A 24,832-nucleotide genomic window follows, 5' to 3' on the forward strand; every position below is an offset into this window, starting at 1 on the left:
TTCGTCTTGAGTCCGGACCGTTTCAACCGGAGTTCCGCGTACATGGCCCCCCGCGCCAATTGGAAAGGCTTCCTGCGCCTGTCGCTCGTTACGTGCCCGGTGGCCCTCTACCCGGCCACCTCCGAGTCCGAGAAGATCAGCTTCAATCAGCTGAACCGGACAACTGGCCACCGGATCAAGTACGTCAAGGTCGACGCCGATACGGGCGAAGAGGTCCCCAACGAAGACATCGTCAAGGGCTATGAGCTCGAGAAGGGCCAGTACATCGAGGTCTCGAAGGAGGAGCTCGAGGAGATCGCCCTGGAGTCCACGCGTACGATCGAGATCGACGAGTTCGTGGACAAGGCTCAGCGTCGCCCGCGATCACGGCTTTGCCGGCCGCACTTTCCAGGGCCGATCGGTTTCGGGGCGTCTCAGCGTCTGTCACGCGGAGCGGGTGTGCGGCGGAGAAGAACTATATCGACGCTCCGTTTCCGTACTCTGCTGATTTGCCGTTCCCAACAGAGGGGCAGGACCGATCGCAAAAGAAGCCTACGAGCCGGGATCGTCGATCAGGGGCTTTGGCCGGGCAAACAGCTCCAACTGCTCCTTGTGGTCGATGACGATCTCTCGTCCGCGGACGCGAATCCCATGGCTCGTAAGTTGGGCAAGACTGCGTGACAGGTTTTCGCGCGTCGTGCCGATGTGGGAGGCCAGCGTGCCGCGGTCGAATGGGATGACGATATTCGCATGCCCCGGTTCGCGCTGGGCTTCGGCGAGGATCCAGTTGGCGAGGCGCTCGATGCTCGACCGGGCCAGGGTGCCCTTCAGTTTCTTGACAGAAGCGCGATAGGCATACGCCAGCTCCTGAGCAACAATCCGTGCGAATGCGATGTCTTCGTCGAAGAGTGCCCTTACATCGCGGGCGGGGATCAGCAGCACCCGCGACTCCGTCAGCGTGCGGGCTGAATTGAGATATGCCTGATCGACCACGACCGCAGCAAGTATGAAGGTCGACACGGGACGAAGCAGTGAGATGCCCCACTCGGCCTCGTCCTGCTCGGTGTAGATTTCCACCAACCCGCCAATCAGCACATGCAGGAAGTCGGCCTGATCTCCCTCGCGAGCCAACCGCACCCCGGCCGGAAATTGCTGCAGCAGAGCCGCGCCGAGCAACCGCTTCAGGTTCTCCTCGCTGAGGTCCGCAAACAGCGGCAGCGTCTTCAACTGGGCGAGTTCGTCGGGGCGCAAGCGAAGCTCCAGGAGTCACTTACCCGCTATCGCGCCGAACCGTGACAAAAGTCAATTGCATACGTGCAGTCTGACAATCCGATCTGAGACATTTGGCAGATTGTGGCCGACCGGACCGTCCGGTTGATGCATCGCAAAACCTTTCCCTGGTGCCCCGAATAACTGCTGTGGCGTCGAAGCCATACGTCGAGGCCACCATGGACGCCGCAGATTTCAGCCCTGAGCACCGAACGCGAGCACTCTGGCTCTCAACAATCTCGTTCACGATCTGCTTTGCGGTGTGGACGATCTTCTCGATCATCGGCATCCGGATCAAGCAAGAGCTGGATCTGAACGAAACCGAGTTCGGTCTCCTGATCGGCACCCCGATCCTGAGCGGCTCGCTGATCCGGCTGATACTGGGCATCTGGACCGATCAGTATGGCGGGCGCCGCGTCTACACCGTCGTGATGCTCGCCGCGGCGGTCGCGACCTATCTCCTGACCTGGGCGCATACCTATCCGCAATTTCTCGTCGCCGCGCTCTTCGTCGGAATCGCCGGTGGTTCGTTCGCGGTCGGCGTCGCCTATGTGTCGCGGTTCTATCCGACGGCCAAGCAGGGCACTGCGCTTGGAATCTTCGGCGCCGGCAATGTGGGCGCCGCCGTCACCAAGTTCGTCGCGCCGTTCGTGCTGGTCGCCTATGGCTGGCAGACCGTGGCCCAGATATGGGCGCTCGCGATCGGCGTCATGGCGATCGTCTTCTGGCTGTTCTCCGAGGAGGACCCGGTGGTCCGCTCGCGAAGGCAGCGCAAGCAGAAGGCCGGCAGCGCCTGGCTCGAGCTCGCGCCGCTTAAGAACATCCAGGTCTGGCGCTTTGCGCTGTATTACTTCTTCGTTTTCGGCGCCTTCGTCGCGCTGTCGCTGTGGCTGCCGCAATACCTGATCAAGGTCTACGGTGTCGGAATCCAGTCGGCCGGCATGATGGCCGCCATGTTCTCGTTTCCGGCCAGCGTGTTTCGCGCCTACGGCGGACACTTGTCCGATCGCTTCGGTGCCCGTCGCGTGATGTACTGGACATTTCTGGTCGGTGTCGCCGCGACCTTCCTGTTGTCCTACCCGCCGACGGACTACGTCGTGACGACCGTCAACGGAAAGGTCGGCTTTCATCTGGAGATGGGGCTCGTCCCGTTCGTCGTCATCGTCTTCGTGCTCGGCTTCTTCATGGCGCTCGGCAAGGCCGCCGTCTACAAGCACATCCCCGTCTACTATCCGAACAATGTCGGAGCCGTCGGCGGCCTGGTCGGCATGATCGGCGGGCTCGGCGGATTCGTGCTCCCGATCGCGTTCGGCGCGCTGGTCGATCTCACCGGTCTGCGAACCAGCTGCTTCATGCTGCTCTTCCTGCTCGTCGGGGTCGCGCTGGTCTGGATGCATCTCTCGATCCGGCAGATGGAGCGCGGCGTTGCCGGCGAGGCGCTGAAGAGGCTGCCGGAGCTGCCGGAAATGGAGGAGATCCACCGGCCCGAGCACATCGGAGCCCTGTCCGGCGCGGTTCTCACCGACTGGCGGCCTGAGGACGACACGTTCTGGAGGGAGCAGGGCCGAGCCATCGCGCGACGCAATCTCTGGATCTCCATTCCGGCGCTGCTGTTATCCTTCGCGGTCTGGCAGGTCTGGTCTGTCGTGGTTGCGAAGCTGCCTTCGGTCGGCTTCAAGTTCACGACCGATGAGCTGTTCTGGCTGGCTTCGCTGCCTGGGATCTCCGGTGCAGTTCTGCGCATCTTCTACTCCTTCATGGTGCCGATCTTCGGCGGCCGGCTGTGGACCACGCTGGCCACGTGGTCGCTGCTGATACCCGCGATCGGAATCGGCTATGCGGTGCAGAATCCCGCAACGCCCTATCCGGTGTTCCTGATATTGGCTCTGCTGTGCGGCTTTGGCGGCGGCAATTTCGCCTCGTCGATGGCCAACATCTCCTTCTTCTTCCCCCGCGCCGAGAAGGGCAACGCGCTCGCGCTCAATGCCGGCCTCGGCAATCTCGGCGTCAGCGTGGTCCAGTTCGTGGTGCCGATCGTCATCACGGTCGGCGTGTTCGGCTGGTTCGGCGGAGATCCGGCGATGGCGACGAGCGGGTCGCAGCCGATGCCGATCTGGCTTCAGAACGCCGGCTTCGTCTGGGTGCCGTTCATCGTCGCCAGTGCTTTCGCGGCCTGGTTCGGGATGAACGACATCGCCTCCGCGAAAGCGTCCTTCGCTGATCAGGCCGTCATCTTCCAGCGGCGGCACAACTGGATCATGTGCTGGCTCTACACCGGCACGTTCGGCTCGTTCATCGGCTATTCCGCGGGCTTCCCGCTGCTGGCGAAGACCCAGTTCCCGGCCGTCGACGCGTTGCAGTTCGCATTCCTCGGGCCGCTGGTGGGTGCCTTGTCGCGGTCCGCGACGCGCTGGATGGCCGACAAATGGGGCGGCGGGCGCGTGACCGTCGGGGTGTTCCTGCTGATGATGGCCGGCGTGCTCGGGGTGCTCTACTTCCTCGGCATGAAGGATCAGCCGGGTGCATTCTGGGGCTTCTTCGCGATGTTCCTGCTGCTGTTCTTCGCGACCGGCGTCGGCAATGCATCGACCTTCCAGATGATCCCCAACATCATGCGCCAGGAAATGACCCGGCTCATGCCGACCGCGGACGCGGAGACTCGGCTGCGCCAGGCCGAGAAGGAATCCGCCGCCATCACCGGCTTCACCTCCGCGATTGCCGCCTTCGGCGCATTCTTCATTCCCAAATCCTACGGCACCTCGATCGACCTCACCGGCGGCGTGCAGGCCGCCCTATGGGGCTTCTTCGGCTTCTACGTCACCTGCGTGCTGATCACCTGGGCCGTCTACACCCGCAAGGGCGGCGTCCTGCACGACGTCGAACGGCGCGGGGCGATCGCGGCCGCTGCCCAACCCGCTGAATGAGGACGTAAACGATGAGCCATTTTCTCGATAGGCTGACCTTCTTCACCCGGGCCAAGGAGGAGTTCGCAGGCGGACACGGCGTGACGACGACCGAGGACCGTTCCTGGGAGGAGGGTTATCGCAAGCGCTGGCAGCACGACAAGATCGTGCGCTCGACGCATGGCGTGAACTGCACCGGCTCCTGCTCGTGGAAGGTCTACGTCAAGGGCGGCATCGTCACCTGGGAGACCCAGCAGACCGACTACCCCCGGACGCGCCCTGATCTTCCCAATCATGAGCCGCGCGGCTGCGCCCGCGGCGCGAGCTATAGCTGGTACCTCTATTCCGGAAACCGGGTGAAATATCCGCTGGTGCGCTCGCGGCTGCTCAGGCTGTGGCGCGAGGCGCGAGCGCGGATGACGCCGGTCGCAGCCTGGAAGTCGATCGTCGAGAATCCGGGCAAGCGCTCGGACTATGTGCAGAAGCGCGGACTGGGCGGCTTCGTGCGGGCGAGTTGGGCCGAGGTCAATGAGCTGATCGCGGCAGCCAATGCCTATACGGTCAGAGCCCATGGTCCGGACCGCGTGTTCGGATTCTCGCCGATCCCGGCGATGTCCATGGTGAGCTACGCGGCCGGCGCGCGCTATCTGTCGCTGCTCGGCGGCGTCTGCATGTCGTTCTACGATTGGTATTGCGACCTGCCGCCGGCCTCGCCACAGACCTGGGGCGAGCAGACCGACGTACCTGAAAGCGCGGACTGGTACAATTCAGGCTTCCTGATGCTGTGGGGCTCCAACGTGCCACAGACGCGTACGCCGGATGCGCATTTCTATACTGAGGTTCGTTACAAGGGGGCCAAAAGCGTCGTTGTCTGTCCGGATTATTCCGAGGCTGCGAAATTCGCCGATCTCTGGCTGTCGCCGAAGCAGGGCACCGACGCGGCGCTCGCGATGGCGATGGGTCACGTGATCCTCAAGGAGTTTCACATCGACCGGCAGACGCCATACTTCAACGACTATGTGCGCCAGTATACGGATATGCCATTTCTGGTGCGGCTGGTGAAATCCGAGGGACGGCTCGTTCCTGAGCGGTTCGTGCGCGCCTCGGATTTCGCCACATCGCTTGATGAGGCCAACAATCCCGAATGGAAGACCGTCGCCTATGATGAGATCAGCGGGGCCATTGTCGTGCCCAAGGGATCGGTCGGCTTCCGCTGGGGCGAAAAAGGCAAGTGGAGCCTGGAAGAGAAGAGCTCGGCGAACAACGACACCCGGCTGCGGCTGTCTCTGGCCGGCATCGAGGACGACATCGCGCCGGTGGGATTCCCCTATTTCGGCAACCGTCAGCACGATCACTTCAGCGGCACCAATCATCCGGATGTGCTGACCCGCAACGTGCCGGTGAAGCGACTTCGTCTTGCCGATGGCGAGGCGGTCGTGGCCACTGTGTTCGATTTGTTCGCCGCCAATTATGGCGTCGATCGCGGCTTCGGCGGCGACCACCTCGGCAGGAGCTACGACGACCTGGAACCGTACACTCCGGCATGGGCCGAGGCGATCTGCGGCGTGCCGCGCGGCCAGATCATCGCGGTTGCCCGCGAGTTTGCCTCGAATGCGTCCAAGACCCGGGGGCGCTCGATGGTCATCGTCGGGGCAGGTCTGAACCACTGGTACCACATGGACATGAACTATCGCGGCATCATCAACATGCTGGTGATGTGCGGCTGTGTCGGCCAGTCCGGCGGTGGCTGGTCGCATTATGTGGGTCAGGAGAAGCTGCGGCCGCAGTCGGGCTGGACGCCGCTCGCCTTTGCGCTCGATTGGGGGCGCCCGCCGAGGCAAATGAATTCGACCTCGGCGTTTTACGCTCACACCGACCAATGGCGCTACGAGACGGTCAATGTCAGCGAGATTCTCTCACCGACCGCACCGGCCGGTTCTTGGGACGGAGCGCTGATCGACTACAATGTCCGCGCGGAGCGCATGGGATGGCTGCCGTCCGCGCCGCAACTGCAGGCCAATCCGATCGAGGTATCGAAGCGCTCCGCCGCCGCCGGCCTGGAGCCGAAGGACTACGTCGCGAAGGCCTTGAAGTCGGGCGAGCTGAAGCTCTCCTGCGAGGATCCCGATCATCCGAAGAACTGGCCCCGCAACCTGTTCGTCTGGCGCTCCAACCTGCTCGGCGCCTCAGGCAAGGGCCACGAATACTTCCTCAAGCATCTGCTCGGCACCAAGCATGGCGTGATCGGCAAGGATCTCGGCGACCAGGGCCACAATAGACCGGTCGAGGTCACTTGGCACGAAGAGGCCCCGGAAGGAAAGCTCGATCTGCTGGTCACGCTCGACTTCCGGATGTCGACCACGTGCATGTATTCGGACGTCGTGCTGCCGACGGCTACTTGGTACGAGAAGAACGACCTCAATACGTCCGACATGCATCCCTTCATCCATCCGCTCTCGGCGGCGATCGATCCGGTGTGGGAATCGCGCAGCGATTGGGACATCTACAAGGGGATCGCGGAGGCCTTCTCCAGGGTCGCGCCCGAAGTGCTCGGGGTCGAGAAGGACGTCGTGCTGACCCCGATCATGCATGACAGTCCGGGCGAAATCGCGCAGGCGTTCGACGTCAAGGACTGGAAGCAGGGCGAGATCGATCCGATCCCCGGCAAGACCATGCCGGCGGTCACGGTGGTCGAACGTGACTATCCGAATCTCTACAAGCGCTTCACCTCGCTTGGACCGTTGATGAACAAGCTCGGCAATGGCGGCAAGGGGATGGCCTGGAACACCGACCATGAGGTCGAACTCCTGAAGCGCCTCAACGGCGTCGTCGCTGACGACGGGCCGACCCAGGGGCTGGCTCGCATCGACAGTGCGGTCGACGCTTGCGAGGTGATCCTCAGCCTGGCGCCGGAAACCAATGGCGAGGTCGCAGTCAAGGCGTGGTCGTCCCTGGAGCAATTCACCGGCCGCGACCATGCTCATCTCGCCATTCCGAAGGAAGACGAGAAGATCCGATTCCGCGACGTCGTCGCGCAGCCGCGCAAGATCATCTCGTCGCCGATCTGGTCGGGGCTCGAGTCGGAGAAGGTCTGCTACAACGCCGGCTACACCAATGTCCACGAGCTGATCCCGTGGCGGACGCTGACCGGCAGGCAGCAGCTCTATCAGGATCACCTATGGATGAGGGCCTTCGGCGAGGGCTTCTGCGTCTACCGGCCGCCGATCGATACCAAGACCGTCAAGCCGGTGATCGATCGCAAGCCGAATGGCAATGCGTCCGTCATCCTGAACTTCATTACGCCCCATCAGAAGTGGGGCATCCACTCCACCTATACCGACAATCTCCTGATGCTGACCCTGTCGCGCGGCGGTCCCATCGTGTGGATCAGCGAGATCGACGCAGAGGCTGCCGGTATCGCCGACAATGACTGGATCGAGGCCTACAACACCAATGGCGCGCTGGTTGCGCGCGCTGTGGTCTCGCAGCGGGTCAAGCAGGGCATGTGCATGATGTATCATGCTCAGGAAAAGATCGTGAACGTGCCGGGCTCCGAGCAGACGGGGCTGCGCGGCGGCATCCACAATTCGGTGACGCGTGTCGTTCCGAAGCCGACGCACATGATCGGGGGCTACGCTCAGCAGGCCTATGGCTTCAACTACTACGGCACGGTCGGCGCCAACCGCGACGAGTTCGTCATCGTCCGGAAGATGTCGAAGATTGATTGGCTGGACCAGCCGACTGCTGACCGGTCGGCCACGACCCCTTCGGAGGCTGCAGAATGAAGATCCGTGCTCAGATCGCAATGGTGCTCAATCTCGACAAGTGCATCGGCTGCCACACGTGCAGCGTGACCTGCAAGAACGTCTGGACCAGCCGCGAGGGGATGGAATACGCGTGGTTCAACAACGTCGAGACCAAACCGGGCGTTGGCTATCCCAAGGATTGGGAGAACCAGTCCCGCTGGAAGGGAGGCTGGTCGCGCAATCGCGACGGGTCGATCCAGCCGCGGATCGGCGGCAAGTGGCGGGTTCTGGCGAATATCTTCGCCAATCCCGACCTCCCCGAGATCGATGACTACTACGAGCCATTCACGTTCGACTATCAGCACCTGCAAAGTGCGCCCGAGGCATCTGCGATGCCGACGGCACGGCCGCGCTCGCTGGTGTCCGGGGAGCGGATGGAAAAGATCGAGTGGGGGCCGAACTGGGAAGAGATCCTGGGCGGCGAATTCGCCAAGCGCTCTCATGACATCAATTTCGACGGCGTGCAGAAGGAGATCTACGGCCAGTTCGAGAACACCTTCATGATGTATCTGCCGCGGCTGTGCGAGCATTGCCTCAATCCGGCATGCGTCGCATCCTGCCCGTCCGGTGCGATCTACAAGCGTGAGGAGGACGGCATCGTCCTCATCGATCAGGACAAGTGCCGCGGCTGGAGAATGTGCGTCTCCGGCTGTCCATACAAGAAGATCTATTATAACTGGTCCTCGGGAAAATCGGAGAAGTGCATCTTCTGCTATCCTCGGATCGAGGCGGGGCAGCCGACCGTGTGCTCCGAGACCTGTGTCGGGCGCATTCGCTATCTCGGTGTCGTGCTGTATGACGCGGACCGCATCGCAGAGGCCGCGACCAAGCCCGACGAGGGCGATCTCTACCAGGCCCAGCTCGACATCTTTCTCGATCCGAACGATCCGAGCGTGCTTGCGGAAGCCGAGCGCCAGGGCATCCCTCATGCATGGCTGGAGGCGGCGATACGGTCGCCGATCTGGAAGATGGCGATGGAATGGAAGGTCGCCTTCCCCTTGCACCCGGAATATCGGACCCTGCCGATGGTCTGGTATGTGCCGCCGCTGTCGCCGATCACGTCGGCGGCCTCGTTCGGCAAGATCGGGCACGATGGCGAGATGCCCGACGTCAAATCCTTGCGCATTCCGATGCGGTACCTCGCCAATCTGCTGACTGCGGGCGACGAGAAGCCGGTGACGCTGGCGCTCGAGCGAATGCTGGCCATGCGTGCCTATATGCGGGCCAAGACCATCGATGGCGTGGTCGACGAGGCGATCGCGAGGCGCGTCGGCCTGAGCGGCCCGCAGATCGACGACATGTACCACATCATGGCGATCGCCAACTACGAGGACCGCTTCGTGATCCCGACCGCGCACCGCGAGCTCGGTGCCGACGCGTTTGATATCCGCGGCTCCTGCGGCTTCTCGTTCGGCAACGGCTGCTCCGGGGGCGAAAGCGAAGTCAACCTGTTCGGATCGCCGCGTAAGGCCAAGAACCCGATGGAGGTCGCCTGATGAAGACGTTCAAGGTGCTGTCGGCATTGCTGAACTATCCGAGCGGGGAATTGATCACGGCCATCCCGGAGCTCGCGCGGGTGCTCGACCAGGAAGGCCTCGTCCAGCCTGGCATTCGCCGGGAGCTCGATGTGCTGCTGCAGGAGATCGCCACGGGCGACGTCTACGACCTGCAGGAGCGCTACGGCCTGCTGTTCGACCGCAGCAAGACCCTGGCGCTGCATCTGTTCGAGCACGTCCATGGCGAAGGCCGCGACCGCGGCCAGGCCATGGTCGACCTGCGGGCCATGTATGATCGTGCGAACCTCGTCATCGCCGGCAACGAGCTGCCGGATTATCTGCCGCTGTTCCTCGAATTTCTCGCCACCCGGGAGATTGCGGACGCGCGCGAGTTGCTTGGCCAGACCAGCCACATCATCGCCGCGCTCGCGGAACGACTGGGGCGTCGGCAGTCGAGCTATAGGGCGGTGTTCGATGCGCTGCTCCAGATCGCCGCGGAGCAGCCCCGCGCGGAGATCGTCGATGAGCTGCTGAAGGCGGCGGACGTGGATCCGATGGACCTGCACGCGCTCGACGCGGCCTGGGAGGATGAAGAGGTCAGGTTCGGCCCGGGAGGGGGCGACCAGGCAGCCTGTGGGCACGACAATCTGATCGCAAAACTGCGCCACGCCAAACGTGCGGTCAACGCGCCGCCGTCACAGTTGCAATGAGGGATTGGCCATGCAAACACTCAATGCCATCGTCTTCGGCTGGTATCCCTATCTCTGCCTGACAGTCTTTCTGGTCGGCAGTCTGATTCGATTCGACCGCGAGCAATACACGTGGCGCTCGGGCTCGAGTCAGCTGCTTCGGCGGCGCCAATTGATCTGGGGCTCGAACCTTTTCCATGTTGGGATCCTCTTCATTTTTGCGGGTCATTTCGTCGGGCTGCTGACGCCGATCTGGCTGTTTGACATGCTCGGCGTGTCCCACGGCTTCAAGCAGATGCTCGCGATCGTCGCCGGTGGCGGCGCCGGACTGATGTGTCTGGTCGGCATTTCACTCCTCGCGCATCGCAGGCTTTTCGATCCCAGGATTCGTGCGACGTCGTCTTTTGCTGACACGGGTATCCTTCTGGTGCTGTTCGTCCAGCTGCTGCTTGGCTTGGCGACCATCCCCGTGTCGCTCGGTCATCTCGATGGTCATGAGATGGTCAAGTTCATGGCCTGGGCGCAGGGCATTCTCACGTTGCAGCCCGGAATCGCCGCCAACATTGTCGACGTCCATCCGATCTTCAAGGCGCATCTGGTCCTGGGAATGACCATCTTCCTGCTCTTCCCCTTCACCCGCCTGGTCCACATCTGGAGTGCGCCGGTGTGGTATCTCGGCCGCCGCGGCTATCAGGTGGTGCGCAGCCGCGACGGGCGCCGTCATCTTGTGCAACCAATTCAGCCCGCGGAGTAGCCGATGGACTGTTCATTGGGCGCGGCGCTTCCAAAGCCGAAGCTGGTCAGTGTGAACGGGGTCGTGATCGAACGCGACGTCATTGCCCGGGAAGTTCAGAACCATCCGTCGGACAAGCCGATCCTCGCCTGGCAAGCGGCGGCGCGCGCGCTTGCGGTGCGCGAATTGCTGAGACAGGAGGTCAGGCGGCTCGGCATAACGGCCGCTCCTCTGCGCGATGCCGAAGGTCGCAGCGAAACCGAGGAAGAAGCGGCGATGCGGGCGCTGATCGCACGCGAGGTTCTGATACACGAGCCGGACGAATCGACGTGCCGTCGCTTCTACGATCAGAACAGGCAGCGGTTTCTGGTCGGTGAACTCTACGAAGCGTCTCACATCCTGCTGATCGCGCCGAGCAGCGATTCGATGGCTCGATCGGCTGCGCGAGACGAGGGGCGGACGATCGTGGAGGCCGTGCGGAGAAGCCCGGAACTGTTCGAGACCATCGCGCGCGATCGCTCCGATTGCAGGGTCTCGGCGGAGAATGGTGGCAGGCTCGGGCAGCTGTCGCGTGGGCAGACGACCGCAGAGTTCGACGCCGCGCTGGCCCGGATGTCGGTTGGAGAGGTCGGTCTGATTGAGACACGCTTTGGTATCCATGTCGTGCGCCTCGACCGACGGGCCCTTGGACAAGTCCTGCCGTTCGACATGGCAAGGGCGCGCATTTCGCAATATCTCACGGAGCGTGTGCGGCATCAGGCGCTCGCGCAATATGTAGCCAATCTGGCAGGCGGTGCGGAGATCGTTGGCGTGACGTTGCCGGCGCCGCAATCGGTACTGCCGCAGTAGAGGGGGCGATCATGCTGCTCGGGGATCTCATTCACGATCTCAGTGACGACGCGAAGTCGAGTGCGGTGTTGCAGGGGTGTGGCGACCTCACGCTCCTGGTGCGCATCAGCTCTGTCGCGGATCGCCTCGGCGAGGATGTCGGTGAGTATGCGTCGGCTGCTGTCCGGCGTTTTGCAAATCTCGCAGAGAACGAGGATTGGCTCGGGTTGATGAGCGCTATCGACGGCGCAGCCGACCCCGCGATCGTCTGTCTGACGTCCATGATCAATTGGTCGCTGCAGAGGGATGAAATCGATCACTCCTAGAACGGAGCCACCGCAGGCTATCTGTGCTGGAGGGGCGGGCTAAAAATGTCGAAGCGTCAAGCTGATATTGGGATTCGCATGCACGATGAGATGGTAGAGAAGGTCGGCGTTGCGGCCGCGCCGCTCGTGGCGCTCGTATACGACGACGGGAAATATCCCTACGAGACGTTCGATCACCTCGTGGATCACTCGCGTCGAGCGCGATTGAAGGTCGCCGGCGCACTGCAGCGAAGGCTGTTCCTCGACGAAAATCGCAGGTGCGACGTCCTGCTCGAGGAGATCGACACGGCAAATCAAACCCCGATCTTCGAGGATCGTGGATCGGGAGCGAGAGGTTGCCGGCTGGATGAATCGGCGCTGGCAGAGGTGACAGTTCGAGTCCTCGCCAGCCTGGATGCGCGTCCAAACATCCTGGTGTTGAACAAATTTGGTAAGGCAGAGTGCGGGGGAGGCGGAACGCTTGATCTGATTGCCCGCGCGTTGGACCTTGCGATACCGACGATTGTCGGCGTGCCGCGCAGCAATATCGATGCCTGGAGAGGTTTCTCCGGAGATATGGGGGTTGAGCTCGAAGCCCGCGGAGACGTGGAGCGGTGGCTGGAAAGTGTTCGGCAGGATCGAACTATAGACTCAGCCAGCCAGCTGCGCTGATTGCGATTGCGAGCAATCGAGGGGGCGGGGGACATAGAATTGCCAAGCCAGACCCCCGAAGATGTCTGCCGGCTGACATGGATGTTCCTCGACGCGACAGGGAGTCCGTCGGTCGAGCTGGAGTGGTCATCACGACGCTGATGACGCGGAATGTTGCGCTCCGACAAAGAATGGCCGGTCGGGCCAGTTTAGCATCTTTCCGATCGCCGGGGATTGTATGGCGCGAAGCTCAACGTTCGCGTCCCCTTGGCTGCGTTCCTCCGGGCGACGGCAACTGCCGAATGGCGCATCGTCGTCGCGAGTGCTGCGTCCGCGATCAAGAACTGGAGCCGCTCATGATTGGGGCGAAAATCTCGCGCTGGACGATGAGCTATTTCGCGGCAGCGCTGGGGTGGCTGCTCGTTGCCTTGGCAATGCTGGTCGGCGGACTCGGTTACCCCGCCGCAGAGCTCGGCGCTCCCGATACGCTTGTCGTTGTGCATGCGGTCTGTATCGGTTGGCTCAGTCTCTCGGTATGCGGCGCCTTGTTCCAGTTCGCTCCCGTTCTCGTCGCAAGGCCGCTCCCCTTCGACAAATGGGCCTTGCCGGCCTTGTTCCTCATCAACGTCGGTCTGGTCTGCTTGATATTGGGTTTCCTCTCACTGGCCGGACGAATTGCTCCAGCCGTTTGGCTTCTGCCGGCCGGCAGCGTGGTGCTCGGCGCGGGTCTGGCGATGGTCGCGCTCGATCTGGGCCTGACTCTCTTCAGCCAGCCGAAGGGATCTGCTCTATTTGTCATCGCCGGACTTGGCGCGTTATGCGCAACTGTCGCGCTCGGCGCCGCGTTCGCGTTTGCTCTCGCCGGATCGGCGGGCGCCTTCGGCGACGCGCTCCTGGCCGCGGCGATTCCGATCCATGCGATTGCCGGGCTGGGAGGCTGGCTGACCCTGACCGCCATGGGGGTGAGCTATCGCCTGCTGGCCATGTTCATGCTCTCGGCGGACCTCGGCGATCGACAGAGCACATCCGCGCTGAAATTTGGTGCGCTCGCGCTATCGGTGGCAGTCGTGGGCGGATTGTTCGCAATCGGCCTCGAGGCCGAGCTCGGAGCCGTGCTCATCCTCGCCGCCGTTCTTGGGGTGATCTCGCTTGCGCTCTATGGACGGGACATCGCGACGATCTATCGCTCCCGCAAACGGCGCCAGCTCGAGCTGAACATGCGGATGGCAACCGTGTCTTTCGCCAATCTGGCGGCGACGGTGACGCTCGGCACCGTCATCATCGTCACCGGAAAGGTCGGCGTTCATGTCGGCGCGTTCGCGTTCTTGGCCGTGTTCGGCTGGCTGTCTGGTCTCATATTCGCGAAGCTCTACAAGATTGTCGCCTTTCTGACCTGGCTCGAAACCTACGGTCCCGTGATGGGGCGCGCCCCGACGCCACGGGTTCAGGACCTGGCGGTGGAACGTCGGTCCGAGAAGTGGTTCATCATCTATTTTCTAGGCGTCTGGGCGGCGACCATCATGTTGATGATGGGCGAGGGCCAGGCGTTTCGCGGCGCCGCGGCGGTCATGGCCGTGGGCAGTCTTGGAATCATACACGAGCTTGTGCGAGTCCGACGTCTTTCCGATGTTGCGGGCTCCCGGAGGCTTCCGGCCGGAGCCATCGCGCCAAGCCTGTTGTTCGCCAGAAACTAGGAGGAGAGCCATGACCGCGTACATTGACGTCGACGTCCGACCGATTCTCAGGGCCGGAGGCGAACCGTTCTCCATCATCATGGACGCGGTCGACCGGCTGGCGCCAGGCCAGGGTGTGCGGCTGATCGCGAGCTTCAGGCCGGTTCCGCTGCTCTCCGTCATGGCAGGAAAGGGCTTCGCCCACACCGATCGCCCGCTCGACGATGGCGACTGGGAAGTGCTGTTTTCGCCGTTGGCTGCCGAGGACGCCGGTCAGGAAGACGCTGGTGCCAGCCTCGCATTCGAGCGATGGCCAGATCCCGTAGTCACGCTCGACAACCGAGAGCTCGACCCACCCGAGCCGATGGTGCGCATCCTTGCGGCCGCGGAGGAGTTGGGCCCTGGAGAGACCTTGTCGGCACTTCTGGGCCGCGAGCCGGTCTTCCTGTTCCCTGAACTTGAGAAGCGTGGCTTTCGCTGGCTCGGCGGGTTTACGCCGGATGGATCGACCTACGAACTGTCGGTGAGGGCTCCGCTATGAGCCGCGACGTCATCGACCGCATCCGCGACGCAATGCGCGTGGTCATCGATCCGGAGCTGGGGGAAAACGTGGTCGATCTCGGCTTCATCTATGAGATCACGGCGACGGATGGTGTCGTGCATGTCACGATGACGGCCACAACACCCGGGTGCCCCGCAACAGGTTTTCTCAAGGAAGGGGTCGCAAGCAGCATTGCGGAGATTGCGGGCGTCGAAGCCGTGGACGTGACGATGACATTCGATCCGCCTTGGACGCCGTCCAGAATTAATCCGGCCGTTCGTGCTGCGCTGGGTTTCGACAACGTCAACTGACCGAACGAAAGCGAAGAGCTGGCAGCGGCTCGGCCGGAGAGGCGGCGTCGTTACGCCCGCTCGTCGAAGAACACGTCAACCGTCGTGGACGCCTTCGGCCCATCGCCCGAGTGCGTCTGTCGTGTTCTGTCTTCAAATCCTATCGTCTGTCTTGCTTCCCTATCTCAACAAGGTTGCCTGCTTCGGTCGTCCGGTCCGGAAGCCACTCCCGCGCGTTGGCGTGGAGCCCGGGGACGCCGAGCAGGTTGATCGCGCGACAGGCGATCTGCTCGATGACGTCATCGAGCGACTGGGGCTTCAGGTAGAACGCCGGCATTGGCGGCGCGATGATCGCGCCGATCTCGGTGGCCTGCGTCATCGCTCGGAGATGACCGAGATGCAGCGGGCTCTCCCGCACCAGGAGTATCAGCCGGCGGCGCTCCTTGAGTTGAACGTCGGCGGCGCGGACCAGCAGGTTGTCGAGCTGGCCCCAGGCGATCGCCGAGAGGGTGCGGATCGAGCAGGGCGCAACGATCATGCCGGCTGCAGAAAACGAGCCGCTGGCGATGCTCGCGCCGATGTTGGCGACATCATGAGCATGCGCCGCCAGATCGCGCAGCCGCGCCAGGCCGCCCTGGCCGACCTCCTCGTGCAAGGTGCGCATGGCAGCGTCCGACACCACGAGATGGACCGTGCATTGCGGCTGCTCCGCGAGCCGTTCGACGATGCGCGCACCGATCGCGGCGCCCGAGGCGCCGCTGATGCCGACGATGACGTGATGCCGCCCGTTCATGCCGAGGCCGTCCGGCCGGCTCTGGCGTCGCCGAGGCCGAGGCTCGGCCACATCACGTCGATGCGCGCGGCTACAGCGGGGTTCATCGCCAGCACCTCCCCCCAGGCGCGTTCGGTCTCGACCCCGAGCTTGGTTGTGGCGTCGATGCCGAGCTTCCCGCCGAGGCCGGATTTTGGCGAGGCGAAGTCGAGATAGTCGATCGGCGTGTTGGCAAGCGGCAGCAGGTCGCGCGAGGAGTCGCAGCGCGTTGCGACGGCCCACATCACCGCGCGCCAGTCGCGGACGTCGATGTCGTGGTCGACCACGATGAGGAGCTTGGTGTAGCTGAACTGCGGCAGCATCGACCAAAGGCCGAGCATGATGCGGCGGGCCTGGCCCGGATAGCGCTTCTCGATCGCTACTACGGCGATCCTGTAGGAGCAGGCCTCCGGCGGCAGATAGCAGTCGACGACCTCCGGGAATTGTCGTCGGATCAAGGGGACGAACAGCGTGTTCAGCGCCTCGCCAATTCGAGACGGCTCGTCCGGCGCGCGTCCCGTGAACGTCGACAGATAGAGCGGGCTGCGACGCGTGGTGATCGCGGTGACCTGAAGCACCGGAAAGCTCTCGACGGCGTTGTAGTAGCCGGTGTGATCGCCATAGGGCCCCTCCGGCGCGGTCTCCGTGGCCGACACGATGCCCTCGATCACGATCTCGGCGGCCGCCGGCACCGTCAGGGGCACGGTGAGGCATTCGACCAGCTCGGGACGGTCGCCGCGCAGGATGCCGGCGAAGCGCAGCTCGGAGATGGTCTCGGGCAATGGCAACACGGCGCTGAGGATGGTGGCGGGATCGGCCCCGATCACGATCGCAATCGGCATGTCGCGCCCCTGCGCCTGCCACTGCTGGTGGTGGCGGGCGCCGCCGCGATGGGCGAGCCAGCGCATGATGGCGCGATCGCGGCCGAGCACCTGCATGCGGTAGACGCCGACATTTTCCTGCTCGCCGGCGGACGCGTCCGGCGGCACGGTGATGACGAGCGGCCACGTCAACAACGGCGCTGGCTCGCCCGGCCAGCAGATCTGGGCCGGCAAGGTGGTCAGGTCGATGTCATTGCCCATCGTGACACATTCATGCACCGGCGCGGCTGATCGCAGCCTCGGCCGGGTCGACAGTGCTGCGCGTGCCAGCGGCAGCTTCTGCAGCGCTTCCCTGATGTCGCGCGGCGGCTGCGGGGCGCGCAACTCCGCCATCATCTCGCCGAGCTCCGCCAATCGTTCCGGCTGCACGCCCATGCCCCAGGCCACTCGCTCCACGGTGCCGAACAGATTGGTGACGAGCGGCATTGCCGAGAGCGAGCCGCATGCCTTGATCGGCCGTTCGAACAGCAGCACGGGCCCTTCGGCGGAGATGACGCGGCGATGGATCTCGGTGATCTCGTGGACGACCGAGACGCTGTCGCGAATGCGTCGCAGCTGTCCCCGCTCGTCGAGAAAGCGCAGGAAATCCGACAGCTCGCGGAAGCGAGGGACATCACGTCGCAACGATAGGCTCCGTTCAAAAAACGCCTCGTAGCTGGAACAATCAGTGTGATCTTTGTTCCGGGTCAAATACTTCCCCCGCCGATCCGGCCAGAGCTTGTGTCATGAGCTCTCTTCAGGACGCGTCTTCGACCTCACTGCCCCTGTTGCCGCCACTGCTCAGGCAGATGCTGCGTCCGTTGCCATTGCTGCCCCTGCAGATCGCGCTCGGCGCTTTCCTGCGTGGGCTTTTGCGCCGGCATCCGCATCTTCTCGACCGGCTCGGGTCGCATCGCGGAAAGCGCTTTGGCATCAAGCCGACCGATCTGCCGTTCGCTTTCGTGATTCAGGCGGGCCCACAGCAGCCGCAACTCGCGGCGGTGCGCGCGTTGCCCACCGGCCTCGATGCGTCCATCTCCGCGTCGATCGTGAGCCTGTTGGCGCTGGTCGAGGGCCGGCTCGACGGCGATGCGCTGATGTTTTCGCGTCAGCTCGTCATCGAAGGCGATATCGAGGCGGTGCTGGCGCTCCGCAATGCGATCGACGATGCCGGTCTGGATCTGGTCGGCGAGATCGCAGCGCTTTCGGGGCCGTTCGGCGTGCCCGCGCAACGCCTGCTCGCGGCCGCGCGTGACTCGCTGCTGAGATCAACGACGAACGAAAGCGGGATGCGACCATGGAGCTGATCTGTCCGGCAGGGACGCCGGCGGCGCTGAAGAGCGCGGTCGAAGCCGGTGCCGATGCCGTCTATTGCGGCTTCGCCGACGAGACCAATGCCCGCAACTTTCCCGGGCTGAATTTCAGCCGCGAGCAGATGCGCGAAGGAGTAACGTTCGCGCATCGGCGCGGCGCCAAGGTGCTGGTTGCGATCAACACCTTCCCGCGCGCCGGCGCCGTCGAGCTGTGGCGTCGCGCGGTCGACGATGCCGTCGAGGCCGGAGCCGACGCGCTGATCCTTGCCGATGTCGGGCTGATGCACTATGCCGCGCGGCGCCATCCCGAACAGCGACTGCATGTCTCGGTGCAGGCGGCGGCGGCGAATGTCGACGCGATTGCGTTCTATGTCGAGAATTTCGGCGCCCGCCGCGTGGTGCTGCCGCGCGTGCTGAGCGTGCCCGAGATCGCCGATATCACCCGTGAGACGGCATGCGAGACCGAAGTGTTCGTGTTTGGCGGACTATGTGTTATGGCCGAGGGGCGTTGCTCGCTGTCCTCCTACGCCACCGGCAAGTCGCCGAACATGCAGGGGGTATGCTCGCCGGCCAGTCATGTCGTCTATCAGGAGACGATATTGGGCACGACCTCGCGGCTTGGCGCTTTCACAATCAACCGTTTCGGACGCAACGAACCTGCCGGCTATCCAACGCTGTGCAAGGGGCGTTTCTCGACCGCAAAGGGCTCTGGCTACATCTTCGAGGATCCGGTCAGCCTCGATGCCACGACCCTGCTCGCAGGCTTGCGCGAAGCCGGCGTCACCGCGCTCAAGATCGAGGGCCGCCAGCGCGGCCGCGCCTATGTCGACGGCGTCGTGCGGCATTTCCGCAGCGTGCTGGCAGCGCTCGATGCCGGCCGGTCCGCCGACGCGTCCGACCTCACGGCGTTCACCGAAGGGCAGGCCTCCACGCAGGGCGCCTACCGCAAGACCTGGCGCTAGGACGACATGACAATGGCGGAACAAGGCGCAGGCCGAATGCAGCTCACTCTGGGGCCCGTGCTCTACAATTGGCAGCCCGAGCGCTGGCGTGATTTTTACTTTCGCATGGCCGACGAGGCCCCGCTCGACCGCGTTGTGGTCGGCGAGGTCGTCTGCTCTAAGCGCGCGCCGTTCTTCGAACCCCATTTGCCTGAAGTCATCGAGCGGCTTATGGCTGCCGGCAAGCAGGTGCTGCTGGGTTCGCTGGTCCTGGTGTCGTTGCGACGCGAGCGCCGGCAGACGGCAAGCCTCGCCGAGTTTGGCCACGGTCTGGTGGAGGTCAACGACCTCACCTGCCTCAAATCGATCGCCGGTAGGCCGCATGCCATCGGGCCATTCGTCAACATCTACAACGAGGCCAGCGCCGCGTTTCATGCCGCCCAGGGCGCTACCCGGATCTGCCTCCCGCCGGAGCTGCCACTGTCCTCGGTTGCCGCGATCGCCGGCGCCGTGCCGCAGGTGGCGATCGAAGTGTTCGCCTTCGGCCGTGTGCCGCTCGCGATCTCCGCGCGCTGCTATCACGCCCGCCTGCACAAGCTCGCCAAGGACAATTGCCGCTTCGTGTGCGAGCAGGATCCGGACGGCCTCGTCGTGACGACGCTGGACAATGAAGCGTTCCTCACCATGAATGGCGTGCAGACGTTGTCGCATGGTTGCTGCAACCTGCTCGGCGATCTCGATCGTCTGACGCAGAGCGGCGTGAGATCGCTGCGGCTGTCACCTCAGGCCTGCGACATGGTCGCGGTGTCCGAGCAATTCCAGGCGGTCCTGGCGGGCCGCGTGGAAGCTGAGGCCGCCAGGGGCCGCTTGCGCGAGATCTATCCGGACGTTCCATTCGCCAACGGCTTCTTGCACGGCGCCCCCGGTGCCTCCTACGTCTCGGGGTAGGTACTGCCGTGTCCTTCTGTCGAGGTAAACTCGGATGTGCCCAGTCTGCATGTTGACTGACCACGGATGGACGACGTTGAGAGACGGCGCGCAGCCCGTTCGTGCCGGCATGCTGCAGATTGCTGACCGCGCCCAGGCGGAAGCCCAGGAAGCCGGGGAAATCGTGGTCTGTCCCCGATTTCCCCTCCCAAGCCGGCTGGCGTCCTACGCGCCGACCGCAAAGCCCAGCTGACGGCCGACGCCTCATCCCGATTTGTTGCTGAACGCGGCGGGAAGCGTAGCGAGGAACGCCATGACGCGCTGCGTGCGCAGGGGCGGCCGGCGGTCCGAGGTGCGCAGCATCCATAGGGGCTCCGCCGGCGCGCGCCACGGCTCAAGCACTTCGACGAGCCGACCTGTGCGCAAGTCGTCGTGGACGAGCCATGCCGGGCCCCAGCCAATGCCGAACCCATTCGCGATCAAAGCGACCGAAGCGTGCGCGTCGTCGCAAATGTGCTTGGGCTTGGGCGCGACGCGAACGAGTTTTTTGCCGCGCGGGTCGGTGAAGCGCCAGGTCAGGATCTGCCCGCTCGCGGGATTGCGGAAGCCGACGTGGTCATGTTCGGACAGCTCGTATGGAGTCGCCGGCGCGCCGCGCGCGTTCAGATAGGCAGGCGAGGCGCAAGCGATCCAGGAGAACGTGCAAAGCCGCCGCGCCAGATGACCGGGCGCGCGATCGAGGGGGCCTGAGCGGATGGCGATGTCGACGCCTTCCGCTGCGAGATCAAGAATCTCGTTGCGGAATTTGATCTCGATCTCGATTTCCGGCCGCTCCCGCAGGAACGCAGGCAGTCGCGGCAGGATGCAGGCACGCGCGAACGAGGCGGGGGCGGTCACTCGCACCCGTCCGCCATCGTTACGCGCGGCTTCGCCGAGCGCGGATTGGACGCGATCGAGACTTTCGGCCAGCGCGCGTCCCGCCGCCATCAGCCGCTCGCCCTCTTCGGTCAGCGCCAGCGAATGGGTGGTGCGATGCAAAAGCCGTATTCCGCGAGCCTGTTCGAGGCGGGCGACCGCCTTGGACATCGCCGAAGTGGTTGTCCCCGCCCGCCGCGCGGCTTCGGCGAAGGAGCCCGCCTCGACGACGCGGACGAAGGCGAGGAGACGCGAGAGGTCGGGAGGCAAGGCTGTTGTGGACATTCAGTCCACATAGTCATGGCGACGGGGTCGCTACAAGAGGCCGTTCCGATGGGCCAAATGGGGAGCGTTAGCGCGCATGCTGCGCCGCTAGAAACCGCGAGAAGTCCCATGAACGCCATCGAAATCACGCTGCAAGCCCTCGACGCCGCCGAGCGCGCGATTCCCCCCGGCCAGCCGGTCTACATGCTCAATCTGCTGCGCTACCGCGCGTATGCGCGTTACGAGGACGGCTTCGACGCCGCGCCCTGTTCGGGCCGCGAAGCATTTAACGAACGCTATAGACCGGCCTTCCGGCGTCTCGCAGCCGGTAAGCCGCTGGTGCGGATGTTTTCCGGGCCGGTCCTGGCGAGCCTGGTCGGCCCGCAAGGCAAACGCTGGGACGAAGCGGCGATCAATGAATACGGCGATTTCGCCGCCTTCCGCTCGATCGTCGACACCGAGACCTACCAGCGCGAAGTCGCCCCGCATCGGCACGCGGCGCTCGAGGATTTCCGGTTGTTCGCGCTCGCCAAGGCGATGTGAACGCATTGAGGCGGCGGCCTTATGCATTCGCCTTAACCAAACGTGACGCTACGACGAGCCCGGGAATCCGTTCCACCGATCGCAAGAATTGGTGTCGCGGGCCCCGGGATTGGGACTTGTTCATTGGCATTTGGGCTGCCCGCCGACAAGAAAACAGGGCTTCCGAAATAGTGGGTCTAGCGATGTAGCGGACGCCCGACTCGAACCACCGATGCCTCAAGATGGTGGCTCCTACATGTTGGATCGCGGGCGCGCCAACCATGTTTTCAGGCATAGTGACTATCTCTGGCCCGTAGGCGAGGGGCGATCTTTGGGCCCGCTTCAATCAATCGGACAATCCAGAAAAGCTATGTCAGTTCAATCGCGCCTAGAGCTGCGTTTTGTCCGAACGCACCTTGAAAGTATTCAAATGCCGAAACCCTTCCAAGCTGAGTACGATGTTCGACCTTTCATCGCTACACGCATCTAAAGCCAGAGACTCTCCATTCCATCCGTTCGGTGCGGGTTGCCTGACAGGCGACGCAGCACTTTCCAATCCTTGTACCCGGTGATAAGTGCAACCTGTTCAATGGAAAATCCTGCCTCGAAAAGACGACTCGTGCCTTCGTGGCGCAGATCGTGGAAATGTAGGTCATCGATCTTCAATTGTTGGCACTGACGGCGAAATGCCGTTCCAACGGATCGTCCAGCAGGGGAATTCGCTGATCGTTGCCCTTCTTCTTTCGGGGATCTTTCCGATTGCGAATGAGGAGCATTCGGTTGCCGGCGTCGAAGTCGCGCCATTCGACTCTTGCAATTTCATCTTGCCGCATAGCCGTTGCGATCGCGAATCGGATCACACAGACCGACTGGGATCTGTTGCCGACTGTTTAATTCGAACGCTGAGATAATACGATCGAGTTCGTCTTGCGTGGGACGGCGGTTGCGCTCATCGCCTTTTCCGACGAGCCCGAGACGTCGAAGAGCCATCCGGGCGTGGTCGAGTGGTTCGGTTGAAACAACGATGCCGTGTACTGCGGCGGCGTGAGACAGAATCGTTTTGATGTATCCAAGATCGATACCGACGGTCACCGGGCCGACCCCCTCCATCGCGCGCTCTTTTCCAAATTTGATGAACCGCTCTCGATCAAGCTCTGGAAGACGAAGATGCCCAAGTCTTTCGTTCAGGAAGATGAGGCTCGCAGTTTTGGAGCGACCAATGTCCTTTCCCACCTCGGCCAAATCTTGACGATGAAGCGTGACGAGATCGCCGAAGAGTTGGACGTCGCGGGACTTTTGCGTCGTTGTCGGTTCTTGGCGATCGATCCGCCGCTCGATATCGATGGCCCATTCCTCGGCATCCTTTCGGCGGAGAAACGTCCCGTTGACATATTCCCCCTTTCGTCGGACTTGGGCTCTCCAAGAGCCGGATTTCAGTCAGGTGATAGTTGCCACGCGTGTGCGCTCCGTGTGCACTGAGGCGGCAAAAAGCCAAAAAAACATCGCGCTGTGGCGTAGAATAGAGTGCACACGAGGCGACCTAACGAGTTGAATATGCTCGAAAAATGAAGCAATATCAATCACATAGATTTGCCGTGGCGCCCATGATGGATTGGACCCGCTACTAAGGAAAAACCACGAAAGTCAAGGAATTAACGTGGGTCTTTCCAGCCGTGTCGTACCGATTGTTGTACTGGCCTCGCGTACGGTCTCCAGGCGCTCCAAGGGGCGACTTCGATCGGCAAGAGAAGCGCATTAGAGGTGCGCCGCGTCGCTTTGAATTGGCAGCCGACACTCAGAAAGGTGCGGGTGCGTGAGGCGAGGGGGAGGGCGCTGGCGGCGAAACGTTGGTCCTATGCCAGCGGGGACCCGATCGCCGCTTCAGCGTATGAAGGCGTTCAATTCCTTACGTGCAGCCTCAACCCGGGCATCCAAGTATTGGGCGAGATCCACCAGATGCACGCCTTTCGCGCATTTCTGGCTGGCTTCCATCCTCACCAGAGGAATTGGAATTTCGCCGGCGCCAATCTTTTGGACAAGCTTTGTGGGGCTCAGATGCGAAAAGTAATCCCGACAGACGTCCTCGATCGGAATGATAGCTTTTCCACCGTACTGCGCCATCAGAAGAAATGCGGTATTCATGACCAGACCCGTCGAATGCGCTGTCGTCACGTTCGGTCAGAGCTGACCTCTGCATACTGATCGAAGAAATCCGGACAAGGCAGATTATTGGGGTCGAGATCGAACATTTGGCTAGCGTAGAGCAAGAAAGGCAAATTGTTTGCCGACCGTGCAGAAGGCACGACGCGACAATTTCTGTCGCTGAGGTCGACTGTCTACGGATCTGAAGATCGGACGTTCGAATCGTTCCGGGCGCGCCATCTAACTTCCTCAGGAATAACAGACTTCCAGTGACCTTGCCCCCAAGTTTTATCCAGATCTGAGTTCGTTCGGGCGGTTGGATGTGCCCATCCGGGCGGTCGTAGCGGCGGGAGCTGGCGCGGAGCTCTCGACATAGCGCAGCGCCAGATCCCGACGCGGATTGCAGGTGGCGGCGAACGCGGATGGCGTCTTCCATCCGAGCTGGGAGTGCGGCCGAGCGTCGTTATAGTCGGTCTGCCAGCATCGGAGCGCAACGCGGGCCTGGGCGAGCGAGGTGAACAGCGTCTCGTTCAGCAGTTCGTCCCGCAGGCGGCCGTTGAAGCTCTCGATGAAGGCGTTCTGCATGGGTTTCCCCGGTGCGATGTAGTGCCAGGCGATGCGGCTCTGATCGGCCCATGTCAGGATGGCATTGCTGGTGAGCTCGCTGCCGTTGTCGCTCACCACCATCTTGGGCTTGCCGCGCTCGGCGACAAGCCGGTCCAGCTCTCGAGCGACCCGGGCGCCCGAGAGTGAGGTGTCGGCCACCAGCGCCAGGCACTCGCGGGTGCAGTCGTCGACCACGGTCAGGACGCGGAATCGCCGGCCGTCGGTCATCTGATCCGACACGAAGTCGAGCGACCAGCGATCATTCGGGAGCAGCGGCACCGTCATCGGAGCTCGTGTGCCGAGGGCCCGCTTGCGGCCACCTCTGCGGCGCACCGTGAGCCGTTCCTCCCGGTACAGCCGGAACAGCT

22 protein-coding genes and 2 pseudogenes are annotated in these 24,832 nt (G+C 63.1%); 16 read left to right on the forward strand and 8 right to left on the reverse strand.

The features are described from left to right. Positions 1-42: 42 nt before the first annotated feature. Positions 43-402, forward strand: a pseudogene (locus tag QW868_RS24040) (Ku protein); the annotation flags it as partial. Between the two features lie 129 nt (positions 403-531). Here the strand turns inward: QW868_RS24040 and QW868_RS24045 are convergent. Then, a complete protein-coding gene (locus tag QW868_RS24045) occupies positions 532-1,230 on the reverse strand; it encodes a helix-turn-helix domain-containing protein (protein WP_315812258.1) in 699 nt (232 codons plus the stop codon). 197 nt (positions 1,231-1,427) lie between these two features. Between QW868_RS24045 and QW868_RS24050 the strand changes: the two genes are divergently transcribed. From QW868_RS24050 to QW868_RS24100, 11 genes are all read left to right on the forward strand, one after another. Beyond that, positions 1,428-4,172 carry an MFS transporter gene (locus QW868_RS24050; RefSeq protein ID WP_316231686.1) on the forward strand — a complete coding sequence of 915 codons (2,745 nt, stop codon included), beginning with the start codon at positions 1,428-1,430 and terminating at the stop codon, positions 4,170-4,172. Positions 4,173-4,183: 11 nt separating this feature from the next. Next, positions 4,184-7,936, forward strand: a complete 3,753-nt coding sequence (locus tag QW868_RS24055; protein WP_316231687.1) for a nitrate reductase subunit alpha — start codon at positions 4,184-4,186, stop codon at positions 7,934-7,936. Then, positions 7,933-9,453, forward strand: coding sequence for a nitrate reductase subunit beta (narH, locus tag QW868_RS24060; RefSeq protein ID WP_316231688.1), 1,521 nt, complete (start codon positions 7,933-7,935; stop codon positions 9,451-9,453). The genes QW868_RS24055 and narH overlap by 4 nt, the downstream gene beginning before the upstream one ends. Beyond that, on the forward strand, positions 9,453-10,163 hold the full coding sequence (narJ, locus tag QW868_RS24065) for a nitrate reductase molybdenum cofactor assembly chaperone (protein ID WP_315797612.1): 711 nt from the start codon (positions 9,453-9,455) through the stop codon (positions 10,161-10,163). Before narH ends, narJ begins: the two co-directional genes overlap by 1 nt. A gap of 10 nt (positions 10,164-10,173) precedes the next feature. Continuing rightward, positions 10,174-10,896, forward strand: coding sequence for a respiratory nitrate reductase subunit gamma (narI, locus tag QW868_RS24070; protein WP_316231706.1), 723 nt, complete (start codon positions 10,174-10,176; stop codon positions 10,894-10,896). Positions 10,897-10,899: 3 nt separating this feature from the next. Then, on the forward strand, positions 10,900-11,724 hold the full coding sequence (locus QW868_RS24075) for a peptidylprolyl isomerase (protein ID WP_316231689.1): 825 nt from the start codon (positions 10,900-10,902) through the stop codon (positions 11,722-11,724). A gap of 11 nt (positions 11,725-11,735) precedes the next feature. Next, on the forward strand, positions 11,736-12,029 hold the full coding sequence (locus QW868_RS24080; protein ID WP_316231690.1) for a hypothetical protein: 294 nt from the start codon (positions 11,736-11,738) through the stop codon (positions 12,027-12,029). Positions 12,030-12,074: 45 nt separating this feature from the next. Beyond that, positions 12,075-12,680, forward strand: coding sequence for a DUF2478 domain-containing protein (locus tag QW868_RS24085; RefSeq protein ID WP_316231691.1), 606 nt, complete (start codon positions 12,075-12,077; stop codon positions 12,678-12,680). A 335-nt stretch (positions 12,681-13,015) separates the two neighbouring features. Beyond that, complete coding sequence (locus QW868_RS24090; RefSeq protein ID WP_316231692.1) at positions 13,016-14,353, forward strand: hypothetical protein; 1,338 nt, start codon at positions 13,016-13,018, stop codon at positions 14,351-14,353. Between the two features lie 10 nt (positions 14,354-14,363). Beyond that, the gene (locus QW868_RS24095; protein ID WP_315776929.1) at positions 14,364-14,873 is read left to right on the forward strand and encodes a DUF2249 domain-containing protein; all 510 of its coding nucleotides are present in this window, start codon (positions 14,364-14,366) and stop codon (positions 14,871-14,873) included. Beyond that, positions 14,870-15,184: a metal-sulfur cluster assembly factor gene (locus QW868_RS24100; RefSeq protein WP_316231693.1), complete on the forward strand. Its 315-nt coding sequence runs from the start codon at positions 14,870-14,872 to the stop codon at positions 15,182-15,184. The genes QW868_RS24095 and QW868_RS24100 overlap by 4 nt, the downstream gene beginning before the upstream one ends. Positions 15,185-15,323: 139 nt before the next feature. On the opposite strand, the gene QW868_RS24105 is transcribed toward QW868_RS24100, so the two are convergent. Both QW868_RS24105 and QW868_RS24110 read right to left on the reverse strand, forming a co-directional pair. Beyond that, positions 15,324-15,956, reverse strand: coding sequence for a UbiX family flavin prenyltransferase (locus QW868_RS24105; protein WP_316231694.1), 633 nt, complete (start codon positions 15,954-15,956; stop codon positions 15,324-15,326). Continuing rightward, positions 15,953-17,479, reverse strand: coding sequence for a UbiD family decarboxylase (locus QW868_RS24110; protein WP_316231695.1), 1,527 nt, complete (start codon positions 17,477-17,479; stop codon positions 15,953-15,955). Before QW868_RS24110 ends, QW868_RS24105 begins: the two co-directional genes overlap by 4 nt. Before the next feature lie 164 nt (positions 17,480-17,643). Here QW868_RS24110 and QW868_RS24115 point away from each other — a divergent pair, with 164 nt between their 5' ends. The 3 genes from QW868_RS24115 to QW868_RS24125 are packed head-to-tail and all read left to right on the forward strand — an operon-like array spanning position 17,644 to position 20,036. Then, complete coding sequence (locus tag QW868_RS24115) at positions 17,644-18,141, forward strand: SCP2 domain-containing protein (protein ID WP_316231696.1); 498 nt, start codon at positions 17,644-17,646, stop codon at positions 18,139-18,141. Beyond that, on the forward strand, positions 18,132-19,109 hold the full coding sequence (locus tag QW868_RS24120) for a peptidase U32 family protein (RefSeq protein ID WP_316231697.1): 978 nt from the start codon (positions 18,132-18,134) through the stop codon (positions 19,107-19,109). Before QW868_RS24115 ends, QW868_RS24120 begins: the two co-directional genes overlap by 10 nt. 36 nt (positions 19,110-19,145) lie before the next feature. Beyond that, entirely contained in the window at positions 19,146-20,036 is an 891-nt protein-coding gene (locus tag QW868_RS24125) for a U32 family peptidase (protein ID WP_315772870.1), read from the forward strand. Between the two features lie 243 nt (positions 20,037-20,279). On the opposite strand, the gene QW868_RS24130 is transcribed toward QW868_RS24125, so the two are convergent. Continuing rightward, entirely contained in the window at positions 20,280-21,215 is a 936-nt protein-coding gene (locus QW868_RS24130) for a LysR family transcriptional regulator (RefSeq protein WP_316161751.1), read from the reverse strand. A gap of 108 nt (positions 21,216-21,323) precedes the next feature. On the opposite strand from QW868_RS24130, the gene QW868_RS24135 reads away from it, so the two are divergent. Continuing rightward, positions 21,324-21,737 (forward strand): hypothetical protein, encoded by a 414-nt coding sequence (locus tag QW868_RS24135; protein WP_315739603.1) that lies wholly within the window; start codon positions 21,324-21,326, stop codon positions 21,735-21,737. A 465-nt stretch (positions 21,738-22,202) separates the two neighbouring features. On the opposite strand, the pseudogene QW868_RS24140 reads toward QW868_RS24135, so the two are convergent. From QW868_RS24140 to QW868_RS24155, 4 genes and pseudogenes are all read right to left on the reverse strand, one after another. Continuing rightward, positions 22,203-22,549 (reverse strand): annotated as a pseudogene (locus QW868_RS24140) (tyrosine-type recombinase/integrase). Then, positions 22,536-22,949, reverse strand: a complete 414-nt coding sequence (locus QW868_RS24145) for a hypothetical protein (RefSeq protein WP_316231699.1) — start codon at positions 22,947-22,949, stop codon at positions 22,536-22,538. The pseudogene QW868_RS24140 and the gene QW868_RS24145 overlap by 14 nt, the downstream one beginning before the upstream one ends. Before the next feature lie 648 nt (positions 22,950-23,597). Beyond that, complete coding sequence (locus tag QW868_RS24150; RefSeq protein WP_316231700.1) at positions 23,598-23,858, reverse strand: pyocin activator PrtN family protein; 261 nt, start codon at positions 23,856-23,858, stop codon at positions 23,598-23,600. A 288-nt stretch (positions 23,859-24,146) separates the two neighbouring features. Continuing rightward, positions 24,147-24,832 (reverse strand): IS3 family transposase (locus QW868_RS24155; RefSeq protein WP_316231701.1); only part of this gene is annotated, 686 nt, incomplete at its 5' end.

The sequence above is a fragment of the Bradyrhizobium sp. SZCCHNR1051 genome, assembly GCF_032489615.1.
Taxonomy (GTDB): domain Bacteria; phylum Pseudomonadota; class Alphaproteobacteria; order Rhizobiales; family Xanthobacteraceae; genus Bradyrhizobium.

What these genes read in the sequence shown, in the direction of transcription:
- QW868_RS24050 (WP_316231686.1), top strand. Translation starts at nt 1,428, where the DNA reads ATGGACGCCGCAGATTTCAGCCCTGAGCACCGAACGCGAGCACTCTGG.
- QW868_RS24055 (WP_316231687.1), top strand. Translation starts at nt 4,184, where the DNA reads ATGAGCCATTTTCTCGATAGGCTGACCTTCTTCACCCGGGCCAAGGAG.
- narH (WP_316231688.1), top strand. Translation starts at nt 7,933, where the DNA reads ATGAAGATCCGTGCTCAGATCGCAATGGTGCTCAATCTCGACAAGTGC.
- narJ (WP_315797612.1), top strand. Translation starts at nt 9,453, where the DNA reads ATGAAGACGTTCAAGGTGCTGTCGGCATTGCTGAACTATCCGAGCGGG.
- narI (WP_316231706.1), top strand. Translation starts at nt 10,174, where the DNA reads ATGCAAACACTCAATGCCATCGTCTTCGGCTGGTATCCCTATCTCTGC.
- QW868_RS24075 (WP_316231689.1), top strand. Translation starts at nt 10,900, where the DNA reads ATGGACTGTTCATTGGGCGCGGCGCTTCCAAAGCCGAAGCTGGTCAGT.
- QW868_RS24080 (WP_316231690.1), top strand. Translation starts at nt 11,736, where the DNA reads ATGCTGCTCGGGGATCTCATTCACGATCTCAGTGACGACGCGAAGTCG.
- QW868_RS24085 (WP_316231691.1), top strand. Translation starts at nt 12,075, where the DNA reads ATGTCGAAGCGTCAAGCTGATATTGGGATTCGCATGCACGATGAGATG.
- QW868_RS24090 (WP_316231692.1), top strand. Translation starts at nt 13,016, where the DNA reads ATGATTGGGGCGAAAATCTCGCGCTGGACGATGAGCTATTTCGCGGCA.
- QW868_RS24095 (WP_315776929.1), top strand. Translation starts at nt 14,364, where the DNA reads ATGACCGCGTACATTGACGTCGACGTCCGACCGATTCTCAGGGCCGGA.
- QW868_RS24100 (WP_316231693.1), top strand. Translation starts at nt 14,870, where the DNA reads ATGAGCCGCGACGTCATCGACCGCATCCGCGACGCAATGCGCGTGGTC.
- QW868_RS24105 (WP_316231694.1), bottom strand. Translation starts at nt 15,956, where the DNA reads ATGAACGGGCGGCATCACGTCATCGTCGGCATCAGCGGCGCCTCGGGC.
- QW868_RS24115 (WP_316231696.1), top strand. Translation starts at nt 17,644, where the DNA reads ATGCTGCGTCCGTTGCCATTGCTGCCCCTGCAGATCGCGCTCGGCGCT.
- QW868_RS24120 (WP_316231697.1), top strand. Translation starts at nt 18,132, where the DNA reads ATGGAGCTGATCTGTCCGGCAGGGACGCCGGCGGCGCTGAAGAGCGCG.
- QW868_RS24125 (WP_315772870.1), top strand. Translation starts at nt 19,146, where the DNA reads ATGCAGCTCACTCTGGGGCCCGTGCTCTACAATTGGCAGCCCGAGCGC.
- QW868_RS24130 (WP_316161751.1), bottom strand. Translation starts at nt 21,215, where the DNA reads ATGTCCACAACAGCCTTGCCTCCCGACCTCTCGCGTCTCCTCGCCTTC.
- QW868_RS24135 (WP_315739603.1), top strand. Translation starts at nt 21,324, where the DNA reads ATGAACGCCATCGAAATCACGCTGCAAGCCCTCGACGCCGCCGAGCGC.
- QW868_RS24150 (WP_316231700.1), bottom strand. Translation starts at nt 23,858, where the DNA reads ATGAATACCGCATTTCTTCTGATGGCGCAGTACGGTGGAAAAGCTATC.